Here is a 17160-nt window from a genome sequence, read left to right on the forward strand (position 1 = left end):
AGATTATAAACAGGTATAATGTACATAAAATTTAATTATTTATGGAGTTTTATAAAGCAGATTGCTTATTTATTAGTTCATTCTCGTTGTTCGTCATCAGGAAGTAATAGCTTTAGAATAGAGTAAGCTTCATTCATTGTATCTGGAATGAGTAACTTATCGGGATCACTTATTCTTCTGATCAGTTCCTTGCTGACTTTTCTTATATAGCCAGGAGGACAGACTTGGCTATTGTCTAGTTCTACTTGTTTATCGAGAGGATATTCCTCCATAGGAGGTATAACATCGTTTTTAGGATGAATAGGCATAGCTGGTTCTATCTCTTGTTTTGCTTGTGATATAGACTTTTCTTGTACAGTAGAAGATGAGGTGATTGGTTTATCTTCTTTTGTGCTAGGAGTGTCTGTATGAACAGATCTAGGTTGTTGTGCTATAGGTTGGTTATTCTCCACTATTGTATCCTCTTGCTCAGCAAGTTCTAAAACTCCGTGAAAACAACTAGTACTGTTGATACTATTGTCTGCTGATTTCCACATGCTCCATAGGTATATCCTACCTTTATCCCAATAGGCAGGTAGGCAGAAGTGTGCATACCTGTCTGCTCGTGTACCTATATTTGGGATATCGATGAATACATCTAGCTCTTCATTATACGCCATCATCGTAAGGGTATCAGTATGGAGAGTAAGGGCATTGACTAGTGTATTATCCCATTGTACCTTAATCTTCCCAGTTTTGAGGCGATTGATCTTTTTTATTACAGCAGGGGCTAGTGTACCTATAGAGAGTAATACCTGTTCTATATTGATATATTGTACACCATTGTAGAGTTCGATTCCTTGTTTCATTAATCTGGAAATCATCTGTTCTTTACCTGTCATCCATTTGCCTTCTTTAAAAATAGTAGGGCAGTACATATTCACAAAGTCCTTGAATTTAGCAGTAAACGTAGAGACTAAGCTCATCTTATCCCATTGTCTCAACTGTGCTTCTGTTGCTTTTTTACGTGATTTATGAGGCTTAGCACGGATGATATTTCTACCTCTCCATCTAACGCCTACTATGGTCCCTACTTTTCCTATTACTTAACTTAATATTCCTTGTTTAATCTCTGCCATAACAACGCTGTTTTTAGGATGATTTATTTCTTTATACAAGATATAAAATACAGGAATACAAATGTTTAAGTATTGTGCGAAAATAAATAGCTCTTGGAGGTAGTAGCTGTATACGACCATGGCTATATGAGAATATATTTATGTATGTGTAAAGAGTAGAAAACGGCATATTTGGTTAAATAACGCTGTTTAAATAATCATTTTTTACCAACATTATTATGACATCTAAGTATAGTAAAAAGAGAATAGAAGGAGTATTCTTGGGCAAAAGAGGCTTTTAGCCAGTTATAGTCCTAGTATCCTCCTAGAATTGTCCAAGGAATACCATGTATAGGCTATATATACTGAGCTAAGAGGGTGTTGTCTATGATGTGTTATAATGGCTTAATAGATGTCAATGTTTTGTTTATTAGTTGAATATGTTTTTTTAGTAGATAAAAAAATAATACAAATTTGTGTTCTGTCTTTTAATAATTCTATTCATTAGAGTATATATGGGTAAAAAATAATGTAATAAGGCTCCTAAAATGAATATTTTGATCTATTTAATCTGTTTTTGTGGAAGAATAAGTGATTTTTTTATACTAGATAAAGCTTGTTTATCTAGTGTAATGGAGAGATTATGTACGTAGAGAAGTAGAGGTAGGAGAATGCTATGGTGCTTATTCTGAATACTTAAGTAATCGAATACATTATTTATATCCTGTGTAACGAGTCAGTCGTCAAATAGTTTTTACCATTTAATGGAGGTATTGTTTTTTTGTGCCAAAATAGAATAGATGAGAATAGTAACACATTTGATGGCTTTAGGTTTGGTATTTATGAGTATTTATACTGTACAAGCTCAAAGTAAGATACAAGGGGAATTTAAGGTAGATTATGTTCCGATGTCTAATTATATTAGGCCGATAGATAGTTTAAAGACGGATTCAAAAAGTGATTTTAAAAAGGTAGAACTTGCTTTAGAAATCCCTCTTTCTATGAAAATGGATCATCGAGATAAGCCAAGGATATGGTCTGTGATGGCTTATGGAGGGTATGCTAGGATGAATCATAAAGATTATGAAGAACAGCTGTTCCCGACAGAATTATTAAATGCTTCTGTAGGTGTAAAGCACTTTCGATCGATAAGTGATTCATGGTCATTATTGTTGATGGGGTCTGTGGGAGTATATACAGATATGGAGAATGTAAATAAAGATGCTATCCTTGGGCAGGGAGCAGTGTTCTTTATCAAGCATTTTAGACCTAATTTTTCACTAGGAGGTGGGCCTGTATTGACGAATAGCTTTGGGGTACCTATGGTGTTACCTGGTATTTATCTAAACTGGGAGACGAGTGGTGACTTTTTTGTGAAGGTAGCATTTCCGCAGGGGTTAGAGGTAGGATATAAGTTCACAGATAATTTCTTACTAAGTGCAGCTGTTGACCTTCAAGGAATGACCGCTATCGTCAAACAGGATAATGAAACCAAGATTTTAGGATTTCAGCAAATCGTAGCTGGTCTGCGTCCTGTGATTAAGTTTTCTGATAATATGACTTTATCGTTTACAGCAGGTAGTACTTTAGTAAGGTCATTCTCTTATAATGAGAGGAAAATCAAGAGTATCTTTAAGGAGAAAAAAGTAGCTGATCCTAAATTCTCTACTACATTCTATGGTGGAATGTCTCTGAAGTGGAGCTTATAGATGAGTAACAAAAAACGTTTTAAAAGAAGGGTATCGTTTGTCTTCTTTTAAAACGTTTTTTGTTTAAAGGGATATGGAAAGAAAGAGTTTAGTGAAATGTTTTCCAAGTTAATTTCAGTTTGTTTACTGATTTTGTACTTCATTCTTTGGTTGCATATTTTTGATGTAAGTCTTCCTTGAAAGTATCACGGTTAAAATCTGAAGAGAACCCTGATTTCTCTCCTTTTTTGATTTCTTCTATTAATTTAGTTTTTTTTAGCTTCTTCATACTCAAACATTCTTAGAGCGGTTCTTATAACTTCACTTGCAGAAGAATATTTTCCACTTTTAATTTGTAAATTAATAAAATTGTCGAAATAATCGTTCAATAAAATCGAAGTGTTTTTTGCTATAACTTATTGATTTAATTATCAGTATAAAAAATACCATAATTTGGTATTTCGCCAAATTTATTTAAGTGATATCTGTCAAATGTGGATTTTTTCTTAGCATAGTGTAGGTTACAGAAGGATGTATGTCAAGGAATATTTGATGTTCTTTTTTGAGTTATTTACTTAGTAGGTTTTTATATACTACTTCATTAAGTAAGGCTTCTTTTCTCATTCTAGAGATAGGTAGTTCTGTTTCTTTAATAAATACTCGACCACCAGATATGGATTCGATATGATTGATATTGATCAAGAAGGATTTGTGAATTCTGTAGAAGTGTTCTTTAGGTAATAATTCTTCTATGGCAATCATGGTCTGATGAATGATTAAACAACGGTGGTTTAGATGAAGTTTTAGGTAGTTCTGCATTGCTTCAATGTACATAATATCTTTCCAATCTATTTTTACGAAACTATCCTCATGTTTGACATATACTGTAGAGTCAATACTATTCGTAGTTTCATTCTGATCTGCATTTCTTAAATCGAATAATTCTTTTGCCTTTAAGGTTGCTTGATAGAATCGTTTAAACGAGATAGGCTTAAGTAGATAATCAACTACTTGTAGTCTAAAACCGTCTAAAGCATGTTCTGAATAAGCCGTTGTAAAAATAACAAGAGGAGGCTGTTTTATAGATTCTAGGAACTCAATACCAGTGAGGTAAGGCATATTAATGTCTAAAAAGAGTAAATCATAAGAGGTATCTTGTATTAGCTCTAGTGCTTCAATAGCAGATGCGCATGAGTCTTCTACTGTTAAGAAATCAATCTTAGCGATATAGTCAATAATTGCTTTTCTAGCTAAGGGTTCGTCATCAACTACTAAGCATTTTAACGGGGAATTCTTTTTATCTATGGACATACTTCTTCTTTTAGTTGAATGGTTAGTTCTACAATATGTTTGTCATCTGTATGCTCTATCTGTAGGGTATGCATATCAGGGTATTGCATAAGTAAGCGTTCTTTTATGTTATTTTCTCCAATACCTCCTTCATTTTTAGGCAGTTTATACTTTATACTATTAGAGTTTTCGATATATAAATGTAGTGTATTATTTGATTCAGTACAGTTGATTATTATATATCCTTTTGTGTGAGGTAATCTCGAAACATGTTTAAATGCATTCTCGATAAGAGGTACTAATAGCAAGGGAGCAATTACTAACTTTTGATTGGTCATATTCCATTTGCAGTTCACATCTAGTTCATCTCCCCATCTAATTTGTTCTATAGCGACTAGATCTTTTAGATATTGAATTTCTCTGTATAATAGAACCATCTTATGATTGCATTCATATAACTGATATCTTAAGATATCTGAGAACTTAAGTAGGACTGTAGAGGCAAGTTCTACATCGTTTTGCATTAAGGTATAGATATGATTCAGTACATTAAACATCAAGTGAGGATTGATTTGATCTTGTAACAGTTTGATCTGTGCTTCTAAGTGTTCTTGTTTCAACTTCGTATTTATTTTCTCTATACGATGGTGTTCTTCATAGAAGCGTATTCCGCAGGTAGTGGTAATAATAGCCATAGCGGATGGAATGGTTTTATATAACTGGTTAAAGAATAAGTCTCTTGGGTTGAGAAGTGCATCTTGTACAAATAAATTACTACTACTCAAAAAATAAGGAAATAGTGTAAAGCAAGTAGCTAATAATATAGATAACAAAATAATAAAGAATAAAGTGAATAGTAAAAAGCTCTTTATAGAATCTTTTTTGAGGGCTTTAGGTAGTAAAAAATCACTTACAAAATGGGAAATACTTATTGTGAATGTCATAACAATCAAAGTAGGTAGTAACCAAATATTGTGATCGTGTGGCGATAGTATCTGTGGGTAAACTGAGAAAGTAAGGGTAGTCCAAAAAACGACAAAGAATAGTCGTTTCGGCTTAGAAAGAAATTTATTTATCATAGTTAAATTACAATCAATTTTAGAAGGTCTATTATTAATACTATGCGAAATACAGTTTTATTATGTGATTATACTCATTTATTTGACTAAGGGTGGATAAGCTTTGATGAATGAAAAAACTCCCTCGTTTTTTAAACAATTATTATTCCAATTTTTGTAAATAAAAAAATCCGAGTATTAGTGTACTCGGATTAAAAAGCGCTAGTAAGAAAATTAAAATACTCTTTATCGTTATTAAAATTATTTACCGTTAGTTGTTATAAATAACTTATTTGAATTACTGTTTGTATAATGTATGCAACAACAAATAACTATTATAATCAATTCAAATATAAGCTTTTTTATAATAGGGTGATAAAAGAATCTTAAAGTAGTTAGGGCTAATAGCTTGTTTTTGAATAATAAAGTGATTATATAAATGTTAAATAAGTTTTAAAAAGACATTAAAAATAAGAAAAGTGACATCTAATGACATCTCGTTTTGATACAAGAAAATGAAAAATATAATAATATCAGGTATAATGTAGAAGTTCTCTTTTATGGAGGGGGTGGCTGTGATTGTGTAAATAGTGAAAGCTTATTTAGTTACTACTGACTATATAGAAAAGAAGGTAAGGGGAGTTTATAGATTTAGCTTATTGACATTTATAGTCCAAGCTGTTTAGAATGTTAAAAATAATAAGGTTTGAGAGGCAAATATTTGTATTGTATATTAATTACCTATCATATCTTTCTTTTTTATATAAAAAAAGAATTGGTTCTTGTTCGTTCTATTATTTGTTGTAATTTTATTCTCTCAAATAATAAAAACAAAGTTATGAAAGGAAAAAAAATGTTAGCATTAGCTGTATTACTTACAGGTATTGCATTTGTTGGTTGTAAAGATACTAAAGCAACAGAAACAACAGAGACAGAGCAAACAGCTACAACAACTGAAACAGAAACTGCTGTTAAGGATGAGCACACTTCAGAAAACTCATTAGACTGGGCAGGTACTTACGAAGGAACTTTACCAGGTGCTAATAGTGATATTAAAACTACTGTAGTTTTAAATCAAGATAAAACTTACGCTAAGACTACAATCTATGTAGACAAAGCAGAAGAGAAGTTTGAAGAAAAAGGTACTTTTACTTGGAACGCTGAAGGAACAATCGTTACTTTAGTTGCTGAGGGTGAATCTACACAATATAAAGTGCAAGAAGGAAGCCTTTTAATGTTAGACCAAGAAGGTAAAGAAGTTACTGGACCTCTAGCTGATAAATATGTTTTAGCTAAAAAATAGTAACATAAGATAAAAAAGAAAAACCTTTCGTAAGAAAGGTTTTTTTTATACCATTATTTTAAATACTTAGTAGATTGCTTAGCAATCTATCTTCTTAATATCTTCTTATTCTTTTATTCTTCTAGACCTGATATACATGGTTATACCAATAAGGAAAGTTAGAACACTAAAGAATATTTCTTTATCGTATTCATGTACTTTAAAAGCTTCTAATTGTTGTAAGGTTTCTATATGTATGTTATACATATAAAGTTGGTGGCCTAAAATGAGTAAGGAAGCAATAATGATAAAGCTACTAGTGATTTTTAATTTCTGTTTCATAGTACTTTTATTTTTTTATTACATGATCTAATATATTAAAAATATGTAAGTATTTTAGTTTTGTCATATTAAAAAGACTAAAATAGTTCATATTGTGTATTCTTAGGTAGTTGCTTTTAATAAATACCTCTTCAATACATATATTTAAAAACAAGAATTAGGCCAAAAAAAAAGACTCATAGTTTGAATACAAGTCTTTTTTGCAATTATATGTTGTTACTTAATTACAATTAATTCAACTGAAGTTAAGTGTTTATGATTAATTACTGTTAAGTCAATTTCATTTTGAGTTAATTTGTTTATTTTGAAATTGATGTTTTCATCAACAACTGATGATTTTAGAGCTAATGAACTGCCATTTAGTGTATAAGTGCCTTTGTCGCTCTTCTCACTATATCTATCAAATAAGGTGTATTCACCATTCTTTAAAGTAATTTCTACAGAGGATACTTGATATGCTGTTTTCACAGCTTTATTAATATCCGGTGTAAAAGTATAGTAGGTAGTCAACCACTTTCTCTCTATATTACTATGAGTAGCTGTTAGAGTTTGTGGTTCATTTAGTGTGTTATTATCATCAGAAGATGAACAGCCTTGAAGTATTGTAATCGTCAATATCGATAATAAGGCAACGGAAAAAGCGATAAATTTCTTCATAGTTTGTTAGATTTAGCTGAGTAAAGTGTGGTGGTCTAAACTCGTAATTTTAATTAAAAATATGGTAAAATATTAATAAAAACAAATTATATTCTGATAAATTTTAGTAAAAATATCATGCTAAAGTTAAATGAAGGGGTATTGTATCTATAATCACTTATCGCTTAATATATTATAATGTCAAAAGCTGACGTATAAAGGTATAAAAAAAGGCTTTTAGTTTTACTAAAAACCTTTTAAAATATGATGTTTTGTGTGTTTATTTTGATTTTAAATCGCAAAATACATTTATTCTATGCATGGAATGTTATCAATGAAGAATTGTGTTGGTTTTGTTTGAAGATCTACAATAGTTGATTTTAACTCATTCCTAATAATAAAAAGCTCTGAAGTACCTGGAAAGCGTATTTGAACCATTGATATAGGGGAAGCTTTTAATAGTGCTAAGTGCTCTTTCTTTATATAGAAATCAGCATCTAGTATTCTGATATTATTCTTCTTTTCTTGATCATAGGTATAAGTTCCGCAAACATCATCTCCTAGGTAATGTGCTGTAATGGTTGTTCCATTAACTAACTTTATTGAAACCATACTTTTTTTAGCTACACAAGTGATAGGAATAAAGTCAGGACTTTTTTGTAGATATTGCAAGTTTAGAAAGGGGTGTCCATTGTTATTTACTAAAGAAAAGAACAATGAGCTAGTGGTGGATACTCTGTCAAATTCATAAACAAGTACATTGTTTGTTTTTCTGTAATTAATTGTATCGTTAACTTCTTCATAGTCAATAGAACAATTTCTCTCTTGTGCATGTATCGAAGTGGTGATGCCAAGAGTAAAGATCAGTAAGAGTGCTAGTTTTTTCATTTGTTATTAGTTTGGTGACAAATTATCATTATTTTTTTAATAAGGCAATAGTATTATTGTAAATAGTGTGATAAACGTATGTGTTTTTTTAAATATCCCTATTGCTTAAATAATTTAAGTGTCCTTATGATATAAAAAAAGGCCATATTAAATACTATATGACCTTTAGAGGAGTTATGTTCGTGAGCAAATAATAAAGATTCGTTCACTTTTGATATTTGTAGTGAAAAAAATGTACGTATCTCCTCCGTCTTTTATTTTCCATTTCTTTCTAATTTCCTCAACTTTTATAGGGAAATTTCTAGTCGTGACATTTGCTTTTGTATTTAGCAAGTGTTTTTTTGCTTCTTGTTTATTATATGGAATGATTTGGTCTATTGTAAATCTTCTTCCAGGAAAATCAATTAATGCATCACTAGTATAGAGATGACTATGTGGGTGTAGTTTGTGTAAATTAAACTGTTTACTTATTGCGTCAAATCTACCTGTCTTTAATATAGCTGCATTGGGCTCATATAGATATTGTTTAGGTTCACTGAATAGTGATGTACTATTATCGTCTAATGAAGAAATAAATAGTTGTGTATCGTCTTTTGTAAGATTAACAGCATTAAGCTCAACAGATCCTGTATAGTCTTTTTCTAATATCCATAATAGTTCTTTAACTTCATTATGAAGAGCTACGATATGAATGTTTTTTACATGTTTTAATTCGTTTAGACCAGCCTGTATGTCTAGTAGAGGAGAAGTCTTAATCAAGATATTAGTACTTCTAGAAAATAATAAATCTAGATGCTCAGGTACATTAGGGGCGCAATCACTTAAGAAAAACACTTTTTCTTTAGAGTCATTTCTTCTATGTGGATCTACATAGATATAATCCCATGGTTGATTATGTTGAGCCAAGTAGTCTAAACTATCACCAGTATGGCACTTAATATTATCAACTCCTAATGCCTGATTATTAAGACGAACTATTTCGCTAAGGTCTTCTTGCATCTCACAATGCAATACTTGCTTTATGTTTTTACTAAAATAATAACAGTCTATACCAAAACCACCTGTTAGATCTATCAAAGTGTCACCAGATATTAGTGAAGCTTTATAAGATGCACAAGGTTCGGATGAGGTTTGTTCTATAGAAAGCTTTTTTGGGAACAGGATATTTTCTGTTTCAAACCAAGTTGGTAGTTTGTCTTTAGTTTTCTTTTTTGATTCTATTTGAGTTAATAAGTCACTCATAGAGATATCTTCAAAAGGGCTCTTTTTAAATGCTATTTTAGTTAGATCACTATTTAAATGATCTTGTATATATTGTTGTACTTCTTGTGATAAGAATAGTTCTGTTTTCAATTATAATTTCTTTGTGAGTAATTGTACAAATTTATTGTTTGGTAAGAATTCTTTACCAATTACTTTGATACAAGTGTAAATAGGCACTGCCGCTATCATACCAAATATTCCTCCAAACATTCCACTTGCAAGAATAACAATAAATATTTCTAGTGGATGTGATTTAACGCTATTAGAAAAGATTAAAGGTTGATTGATAACATTGTCTATTAGTTGTATAAATAAGAAGCCAAGCATTACGGTAATTGCCTTAGGTAAGGTAACTTCACTAAAGTTATCACCTATAAAACTTAACATCGTAAATAGGACAGATAATATATTACCAATAAGAGGTCCAATGTATGGAATGATATTCAATATAGCGACTAAGAAGGCAATCATTAGACTTCCTTTAACTCCTACTACTGCTAATAGGATAAAAGCGAGTACAAATATTATAGACATCTGTGCAACTAGACCTAAAAAGTAACGTGATAGAAGGTTGTTTATCTTATCGATTGATTTCAAAACTTTAATCTCGTGCTTGCTAGGAAATAGCTTTTTGAATTGATATTCAAGTAAAACTTGATCTTTTAAAAAGAAGAAGGTGATAAATAGAATAGCAAAAACTCCCATTCCAAATTCACTTAGCAAACCTAGTATGGTATTAAATAGGTTAGGTACAAAGTCTAACTTTAAATGAGATCGGAAATTAGCTCCTTCTATTATTTTATCTAAGCTGAATCCTTTTGTGTCTAAATAGAAGTCTATCTTGCGTATAAGGCCATTGAAATCTTCTTGTAGGTGTGATGTATTCAATACAGACAAGTTTTGAGCTTGTGTAGTGAATAAAGGGATAAACATGAATATGAAGCTTAGGAAGAAGGCTAAGAAAAGGATAACTGTCAAAGTAACAGCAAATACTTTAGATAGACGAAGTTTTCTTCTTAAAAATTCTACAATAGGCTTGCCAATTAAAGCCAATACAAAGGCAAATCCAGTATATATAAATATTGAACTAATTTGCAAAAGCATTTGACCTAATACAGCAAGAGAAAATAGAATTATAACTGCACGTATTATTCCTTTAGAAATCGTCTTAGCATCCACCATAATAATGATTTTTATTCATTTGTAAATACGAAACTATGCACGGCTACTAAAGCGGCTGTTTCTGTTCTTAATCTTGTATGTCCTAGTGATACTGGTCGATATCCTTTTGCTAATGCTAAGTTAATTTCATTGGTAGAGAAGTCTCCCTCTGGACCTACTAAAAGTAAATAATTTTTGTGAATATCTATGCTATCTTTTAGTAAGACTTTTTCGGTTTCTTCACAATGAGCAATATATTTTTCTCCTTGATGATCTTGATTTAAAAAGTCTTTTAAGCTTATTGGTTCGTTTAGAATAGGTAAATGATATTGTAAAGATTGTTTCATTGCGGATTGAATAATTTTTTCAAATCGCTCTGTCTTTACTATTTTTCTCTCAGAATGGTCACAAATAATTGGCGTTATCTCGTGTATCCCTATTTCTGTTGCTTTCTCTAAAAACCATTCATAACGCTCGTTCATTTTCGTTGGAGCAACGGCTAAATGTAGGCGAAATGGAGTAGGAGCTTGATCTTCAGAATCGATAATCTCAGTAACACATTTTTTGTCTGAGTCTAAAGTGATTTTGGTTGTAAATAAAGTACCTTTACCATTGGTAACATATAGGAGATCTCCCATTTTACGTCTTAGTACTTTGATGATATGTTTACTTTCATCTTTATCAAAAGTGAAAGATGTTTGTCCTTTTTCGATTTCTGGCGAATAAAATAATTGCATACTTAAGTTTTAGAATTCAATACGTGCTTTAGAAACTACTGAAGAATCAGCAAAAATAGATTCTTTGTATTTATAGTACCCTACTATTCCAATCATAGCAGCATTATCTGTTGTATATTCAAATTTAGGGATGAATGCTTTCCACTTATATTTTTTCTCTCCTTCTTTAAGCGCTTGTCTAATACCAGAGTTAGCAGATACACCACCACCAATAACGATTTGCTTAATCCCCGTTTCTTTAACTGCAAGTTTAAGCTTGTCTAGTAAGATTTGGATAATGGTATACTGAATAGAGGCACATATATCAGCTTTGTTTTCTTCAATAAAATTAGGGTTAGTGGCTACATTTTTTTGAATAAAATAAAGGAACTGTGTTTTTAAACCACTGAAACTAAAGTTCAGTCTGTCTACTTTAGGTTTTGTAAAAACAAATGCTTTAGGATTACCTTCTTTAGCATATTTATCAATTAAAGGACCTCCAGGGTAAGGGAATCCCAGCACTTTAGCAGATTTGTCAAAAGCTTCTCCTACAGCGTCATCTGTGGTTTCTCCTAGTATTTCTAAGTCAAAGAAACTATTTACCTTCACGATTTGCGTATGTCCACCTGAGATGGTCATTGCTAAGAAAGGAAACTCAGGTTTGTCATATCCTTCTTCATCTATAAAATGACATAAGATATGGGCGTGCATATGATTTACAGCCACTAATGGGATATCAAGAGCTAGAGATAAACTCTTGGCAAATGATCCGCCTACTAATAGTGACCCCATTAGTCCAGGGCCTTGTGTAAAGGCAATACCATCTAAGTCATCCTTCGTTATTCCTGCTTTTTTAAGAGCAATGTCAACCACAGGAACGATGTTCTGTTGATGAGCACGAGATGCTAGTTCAGGAACAACACCTCCATACTCTTCGTGTATTTCCTGTCTTGCGACTATGTTTGACAATACTTTGTTATCAGCCATGATTGCGGCAGAAGTATCATCACATGAGCTCTCTATGGCTAAAATATAGGTAGGTTTTAAAGACATTTTAATATTCTATAATTGTATAATTTATTAAGGTAAAATCTACCCAACCCTATGGAAAATTATATAAATTTGCTTATTGTTTGGTTTTTATAAGAAACCACGAGTAGATTGGGGCAAATTTAAAACATTAATAGTTATCAAAAAATTTAATAAAATACTTTTTCGCCTATTATTGGCTGTCTTTAGCTTGGTTGTGATCATTGCAGGGGCACTGTCTTTGCCTGTGGTTCAAACCTTTCTGGCTCAGCAAGCTATGGAGAAGATTAATAGCCAGTTTGGTACTAAGTTAGAGATAGAAAGACTAGCAGTCAGTGTATTTGGTCGAGTTACATTGAAAGAGGTTACTGCAAAGGATAATCACGATACTAATTTTATAGAAATAAAAGCCTTTACAACGAGTATTTCAGATTTTAATGAACTTATTCAAGGGAGATTATATTTTGGTAAAACTAAGGTAGATGGGCTGTATTTAAGAATACATAAATACAAAGGAGAAGAGTTTACAACTTTAGATCAGTTGATTAATGCATTTGATGATGGAAAAGAGGGGGAAGGTAAGTTTAGACTAAAATCTTCTCATCTAACAATTAAAAATACTCATTTAATTATTTCTGACGATGAAGCTGAAACACCAGTAGCAATAGATTTTAAAAATATTAATGGAGAAGTAGAAGATTTCTTTATTAAAGGACCTGATATTTATGCTAATGTTTTGAAATCTAGTTTTGAGGATAACTGGGGTATGGGCGTGACAAATCTATCAGGTAATTTTACTCATACTAAAACTAGTATCTCTATGGAGAAGCTAGATTTACAAACGAAAAAGTCGGCTATAGAAGGAGATCTTAAGTTCACTTATGCTTTAGGAGATATGAAGTACTTCGTAGATAAGGTGAATTGGGATTTTGAGATTAGAAAAGCAGTGCTGAATTCCTCAGATTTAAATGCCTTTACAGGTATTTTCGCAGAAAACAAGATGGTATATGTTACAGGGCATATTAATGGTGTGATGAACGATTTTACAATGAAAAATGTAAATCTAGTAGATGACAATATGTCTAATGTGAGAGGGGTATTTAGTTTTAGAAATGTATTCGATAAAGTAAAGCCGTTCTGGATGAAGGCTAATGTGGATCGACTATTCATTACTCGTGATCACATTGTAGGGTTAATGCCTGAGTTATTGCATGAACTACTACCTACAGAATTAACTAATCTTGGACAAGTAGATATCAAAGGAGATATCGAGATGACGAAGCGCACCCTAAAAACAGATATTGATTTATTGACGTCTATTGGAAAAGGAAAAGCTGTTATAGATATAGTAAATCTTGATAATCCTAATCTAGCTGCTTATAAAGGGGATATTGTTTTAGAGAAGTTTGACTTAGGAGAATTTATAAAGAACCAGAATTTTGGTTTGACTTCTGTAGATTTAGAGGTTGATGGAGTTGGTTTTAATCAAAAATCTTTAAACACAAGTATTAAAGGTGATGTGTTCTCTTTTGACTTCGCTAAGTATAAGTACACGAATATTGCGGTAGATGGATTGTTAAAGATGCCTTATTATCGCGGTTTAGTACACAGCCAAGACCCTAATTTGCAGTTAGACTTTAATGGGATGATAGATTTGAGTTCAGAAGTTAAGAACTATGATTTCATTGCAGATGTTGACTACGCAGATTTATATGCATTACATTTAGTAAATGATACACTTTCTAAATTTAAAGGACAGTTTGAGTTTAAAGCTTCAGGTAATACTCTTGATGATTTAGCAGGTACATTTACAATGCGAAATACTACTTATATCAATAGTAAAGATGAGTATGTATTCGGTCATTTTACATTAAATTCGGAATTTAATCCAGAGAATGAACGTCTTATTTCTTTTGTGTCACAGGAGGCAATAGAGGGGTATATTAAAGGAAAGTTCTTGTTTAAGGATTTAAGAGCATTGTTTACTAATGCACTAGGAAGTTTATATACTAACTACTCACCTTATAAGATTAAAGAAGAACAATATCTAGATTTTGACATTACAGTACACAATAGGTTAATAGAGGTGTTTTTGCCACAATTGACTTTAAGTGCATCAACACATGTTGAGGGAAATATAGATAACGATGATAATATTTTTAAACTGAACTTCTCTTCACCAAGTATTGGTATTGAAGATTTCAATTTTTACAATGTATTGTTAGATGTAAATAACTCTAACCCTTTATATAATACTTATGTTTCACTGGATAGTATGAAATCTAAGTTTTATCGTATCACAGATTTTAATTTATTAAACTTGACTCATAATGATACACTATTTGTTCGTTCTGAGTTTAAAGGAGGGACGCATGGAAAAGATAAATTTAATCTGAACTTATACCACACTATTAATGAAGAAAACTTATCTGTAGTAGGGTTTAAGAAGTCAGATATCTTCCTAAAAGACTTCTTGTGGAGTATTAATGAAAGTGATAATAAGAAGAATAAAGTTATTTTTAATAAGAAGTTAGAGGACTTTACTATTGATGATTTATCATTATCACATAATGGACAAGAGGTCAATCTGACAGGCGCAGTAAGAGATTCAACTTACAAACACTTTGATTTAGAGTTTAAGCAAGTAGACTTAGCTAAGTTTGCCCCTGATATTTCTAATCTAGAGTTCGCTGGTAATATAGATGGTGATTTACATTTCTCTCAGGTTAAAGATGTGTTCCAACCTAAGGTAAATATCAATATAGATGAACTAGCTGTCAATAAGGTTAGGCTAGGAGATTTAGCTTTCCATGTTGACGGAGATGAGCGTTTAAAGAACTTTAAAGTTCAGTCTAGCATTGTGGATAATGAGAAAGAAAAGTTCTATTTAAATGGTGATTTAGCTATTGTCAATAAACAGATGCAATTAAATCTAGAATCAGGATTTAAAGATTTTTCTGTTAAACCGATAGAACCTTTACTTAAAACAATTGTTTCTGATGTAAGAGGAACTACATCAGGAAAAATTAATATTCAGGGTACAGCGAAGAAACCTGAGGTGAATGGACGATTACACCTAAATAAGGCAGGTATGAAGTCTAAGTTCACTGGAGTAGATTATAATTTTGAAGAAGATGCTGCTTTAGATTTAACAGAGCGTCAGTTTATATTGCGTAAAGTGCGTATTATAGATTCAAAACATAAAACTGAAGGAATTATAGACGGTGATATTTCTCATAAGGCGTTTAATGATTGGGCATTGAATTTAGTGCTTTCCTCTCCTAATTTATTAGCCTTAGATACTAAATTCGAAGAGGGAAGTATCTATTATGGTAAAGCCTTTATTAATGGAATGGCTAAGTTAAGTGGACCTGTAGAGATGTTAGCTATTAATATTAATGCGACATCTAATAAAGGAACCGCTATTAAGATTCCGTTGAAAGAAGCGCAAGGTACTGGTGAGAATAACTTTATACACTTCTTATCGCCTCAAGAAAAGGCTTTGCGTCTCAAAGGAAAAGAGTATGATATGTATAGGTATCGAAACAGTGGTATAGAGCTTGACTTTGAGTTTGTATTAACTCCTGATGCAGAGATTGAAATTATATTAGATCGTGAGTCAGGACATGCTATGCGAGGTAGAGGAGCAGGATTTATCACGATGGAGATAAACACTTTAGGTAAGTTTAATATGTGGGGTGACTTCCAGGCGTATGAAGGAGAATATAACTTCCGATATGGTGGATTGATTGATAAGAAATTTGTTGTGAAGAAGTATGGTACGATTCGTTGGGATGGAGATCCTATGAATGCAATGTTAGACTTGCAGGCAATTTATCATACAGATGCAAATCCAAGTGTAATCATAGATAACTCTATTATCAATAGAAAAGTACCTACAGATGTTGCTATTGTCTTAAATGGTAGTTTAAGTAATCCTGAGGTAGACTTTGAAATCAACTTCCCAACAGTGAGTTCTGTAGTGAAGTCAGAATTAGATTATAGGCTGAGTGAACGTGATATGCGTGAGCGTCAAGCGATGGCTCTGTTAGCTACAGGAGCATTCTTCTCTTCTGATAACTCTTCTTCTACATTAGCAGGAAGTTTATTTGAGCGTGCTAGTAGTATTTTTGATGAGATATTCTCTGATGAGGATGATAAGTTTAAAGTAGGGTTAAACTATGCACAAGGAGAGCGAAATCCTTATACACAAACGGAAGGACGTGTAGGGGTAACCTTCTCGACTAAAGTTAACGATCGTATTTCTGTCAATGGTAAACTGGGTGTACCTGTAGGAGGAGTAGAGCAGTCTGTGATCGTAGGGGATGTAGAGGTGATGTTACGCCTTAATGAAGAAGGGTCTTTAAGTGCAAGAGTATTTAATCGCGAAAATGATATTAACTATATCGGTGAAGGGATTGGATATACGCAAGGTGTAGGATTGTCTTATGAAGTAGATTTTGATACTTTTAAAGAATTGATCTCAAAAATCTTAAATAGAGCTAAAACAAGAGAAAAAGACCAAAGTAAGAATAAAAAGCAAGATACTAACCGATCAGAAGAGTTGCCAGACTCTGACTTTAATAGGGATTTTATCAAGTTTTATGAGAATAGAAGGAAGTCATCTACAGCTCCGTCAGACACTTATAATTTAACAAAATAGAGGTAGAATAAGGGGCTTCTATTTTTGTTAAAATGGTCTATTATTCG

General features: G+C 31.9%; 15 protein-coding genes. 3 read left to right on the forward strand and 12 right to left on the reverse strand.

The annotated features are described in order from the left end of the window. Nucleotides 1-77: 77 nt before the first annotated feature. Nucleotides 78-1082, reverse strand: a complete 1005-nt coding sequence (locus RT228_RS04350) for a DUF6266 family protein (RefSeq protein WP_286395824.1) — start codon at nucleotides 1080-1082, stop codon at nucleotides 78-80. A gap of 815 nt (nucleotides 1083-1897) precedes the next feature. Between RT228_RS04350 and RT228_RS04355 the strand changes: the two genes are divergently transcribed. Continuing rightward, nucleotides 1898-2806, forward strand: a complete 909-nt coding sequence (locus RT228_RS04355; protein ID WP_286395799.1) for a DUF6268 family outer membrane beta-barrel protein — start codon at nucleotides 1898-1900, stop codon at nucleotides 2804-2806. A 139-nt stretch (nucleotides 2807-2945) separates the two neighbouring features. Here RT228_RS04355 and RT228_RS04360 read toward each other — a convergent pair whose 3' ends face one another. The 4 genes from RT228_RS04360 to RT228_RS04375 form a co-directional block, all read right to left on the reverse strand. Continuing rightward, complete coding sequence (locus RT228_RS04360) at nucleotides 2946-3074, reverse strand: hypothetical protein (RefSeq protein ID WP_006259222.1); 129 nt, start codon at nucleotides 3072-3074, stop codon at nucleotides 2946-2948. Next, on the reverse strand, nucleotides 3052-3174 hold the full coding sequence (locus RT228_RS04365) for a type II toxin-antitoxin system ParD family antitoxin (protein WP_230456718.1): 123 nt from the start codon (nucleotides 3172-3174) through the stop codon (nucleotides 3052-3054). Before RT228_RS04365 ends, RT228_RS04360 begins: the two co-directional genes overlap by 23 nt. Nucleotides 3175-3352: 178 nt before the next feature. Continuing rightward, nucleotides 3353-4096 carry a LytR/AlgR family response regulator transcription factor gene (locus tag RT228_RS04370; protein ID WP_286395801.1) on the reverse strand — a complete coding sequence of 248 codons (744 nt, stop codon included), beginning with the start codon at nucleotides 4094-4096 and terminating at the stop codon, nucleotides 3353-3355. Beyond that, nucleotides 4087-5154 carry a sensor histidine kinase gene (locus RT228_RS04375; RefSeq protein WP_286395803.1) on the reverse strand — a complete coding sequence of 356 codons (1068 nt, stop codon included), beginning with the start codon at nucleotides 5152-5154 and terminating at the stop codon, nucleotides 4087-4089. The genes RT228_RS04370 and RT228_RS04375 overlap by 10 nt, the downstream gene beginning before the upstream one ends. Before the next feature lie 817 nt (nucleotides 5155-5971). On the opposite strand from RT228_RS04375, the gene RT228_RS04380 reads away from it, so the two are divergent. Next, nucleotides 5972-6436 (forward strand): copper resistance protein NlpE, encoded by a 465-nt coding sequence (locus tag RT228_RS04380; protein WP_006259219.1) that lies wholly within the window; start codon nucleotides 5972-5974, stop codon nucleotides 6434-6436. 105 nt (nucleotides 6437-6541) lie between these two features. Here RT228_RS04380 and RT228_RS04385 read toward each other — a convergent pair whose 3' ends face one another. The 7 genes from RT228_RS04385 to tsaD all read right to left on the reverse strand — a co-directional run bounded on the left by RT228_RS04385 (nucleotide 6542) and on the right by tsaD (nucleotide 12474). Then, on the reverse strand, nucleotides 6542-6757 hold the full coding sequence (locus RT228_RS04385; RefSeq protein ID WP_006259218.1) for a hypothetical protein: 216 nt from the start codon (nucleotides 6755-6757) through the stop codon (nucleotides 6542-6544). Between the two features lie 216 nt (nucleotides 6758-6973). Beyond that, a complete protein-coding gene (locus tag RT228_RS04390) occupies nucleotides 6974-7414 on the reverse strand; it encodes a hypothetical protein (RefSeq protein ID WP_006260972.1) in 441 nt (146 codons plus the stop codon). Nucleotides 7415-7702: 288 nt separating this feature from the next. Next, nucleotides 7703-8281: a hypothetical protein gene (locus RT228_RS04395; RefSeq protein WP_006259215.1), complete on the reverse strand. Its 579-nt coding sequence runs from the start codon at nucleotides 8279-8281 to the stop codon at nucleotides 7703-7705. A 174-nt stretch (nucleotides 8282-8455) separates the two neighbouring features. After that, complete coding sequence (locus RT228_RS04400; RefSeq protein ID WP_286395806.1) at nucleotides 8456-9634, reverse strand: class I SAM-dependent methyltransferase; 1179 nt, start codon at nucleotides 9632-9634, stop codon at nucleotides 8456-8458. Next, entirely contained in the window at nucleotides 9635-10726 is a 1092-nt protein-coding gene (locus tag RT228_RS04405) for an AI-2E family transporter (protein WP_131540786.1), read from the reverse strand. A gap of 11 nt (nucleotides 10727-10737) precedes the next feature. Next, nucleotides 10738-11442 carry a 16S rRNA (uracil(1498)-N(3))-methyltransferase gene (locus RT228_RS04410; RefSeq protein WP_073029034.1) on the reverse strand — a complete coding sequence of 235 codons (705 nt, stop codon included), beginning with the start codon at nucleotides 11440-11442 and terminating at the stop codon, nucleotides 10738-10740. Between the two features lie 9 nt (nucleotides 11443-11451). Beyond that, nucleotides 11452-12474 carry a tRNA (adenosine(37)-N6)-threonylcarbamoyltransferase complex transferase subunit TsaD gene (gene tsaD, locus RT228_RS04415; protein WP_286395810.1) on the reverse strand — a complete coding sequence of 341 codons (1023 nt, stop codon included), beginning with the start codon at nucleotides 12472-12474 and terminating at the stop codon, nucleotides 11452-11454. 193 nt (nucleotides 12475-12667) lie between these two features. Here tsaD and RT228_RS04420 point away from each other — a divergent pair, with 193 nt between their 5' ends. Next, the gene (locus tag RT228_RS04420; RefSeq protein ID WP_286395812.1) at nucleotides 12668-17113 is read left to right on the forward strand and encodes a translocation/assembly module TamB domain-containing protein; all 4446 of its coding nucleotides are present in this window, start codon (nucleotides 12668-12670) and stop codon (nucleotides 17111-17113) included. Nucleotides 17114-17160: the final 47 nt, after the last annotated feature.

Origin of the sequence: Myroides sp., from assembly GCF_032073645.1 — a bacterium.
GTDB classification, from domain to species: Bacteria; Bacteroidota; Bacteroidia; order Flavobacteriales; family Flavobacteriaceae; genus Flavobacterium; species Flavobacterium odoratimimum.

Excerpts from the sequence above, each read along its gene's own strand:
- RT228_RS04355 (WP_286395799.1), top strand. The coding sequence starts at position 1,898 with ATGAGAATAGTAACACATTTGATGGCTTTAGGTTTGGTATTTATGAGT.
- RT228_RS04360 (WP_006259222.1), bottom strand. The coding sequence starts at position 3,074 with ATGAAGAAGCTAAAAAAAACTAAATTAATAGAAGAAATCAAAAAAGGA.
- RT228_RS04370 (WP_286395801.1), bottom strand. The coding sequence starts at position 4,096 with ATGTCCATAGATAAAAAGAATTCCCCGTTAAAATGCTTAGTAGTTGAT.
- RT228_RS04375 (WP_286395803.1), bottom strand. The coding sequence starts at position 5,154 with ATGATAAATAAATTTCTTTCTAAGCCGAAACGACTATTCTTTGTCGTT.
- RT228_RS04380 (WP_006259219.1), top strand. The coding sequence starts at position 5,972 with ATGAAAGGAAAAAAAATGTTAGCATTAGCTGTATTACTTACAGGTATT.
- RT228_RS04385 (WP_006259218.1), bottom strand. The coding sequence starts at position 6,757 with ATGAAACAGAAATTAAAAATCACTAGTAGCTTTATCATTATTGCTTCC.
- RT228_RS04390 (WP_006260972.1), bottom strand. The coding sequence starts at position 7,414 with ATGAAGAAATTTATCGCTTTTTCCGTTGCCTTATTATCGATATTGACG.
- RT228_RS04395 (WP_006259215.1), bottom strand. The coding sequence starts at position 8,281 with ATGAAAAAACTAGCACTCTTACTGATCTTTACTCTTGGCATCACCACT.
- RT228_RS04405 (WP_131540786.1), bottom strand. The coding sequence starts at position 10,726 with ATGGTGGATGCTAAGACGATTTCTAAAGGAATAATACGTGCAGTTATA.
- RT228_RS04410 (WP_073029034.1), bottom strand. The coding sequence starts at position 11,442 with ATGCAATTATTTTATTCGCCAGAAATCGAAAAAGGACAAACATCTTTC.
- tsaD (WP_286395810.1), bottom strand. The coding sequence starts at position 12,474 with ATGTCTTTAAAACCTACCTATATTTTAGCCATAGAGAGCTCATGTGAT.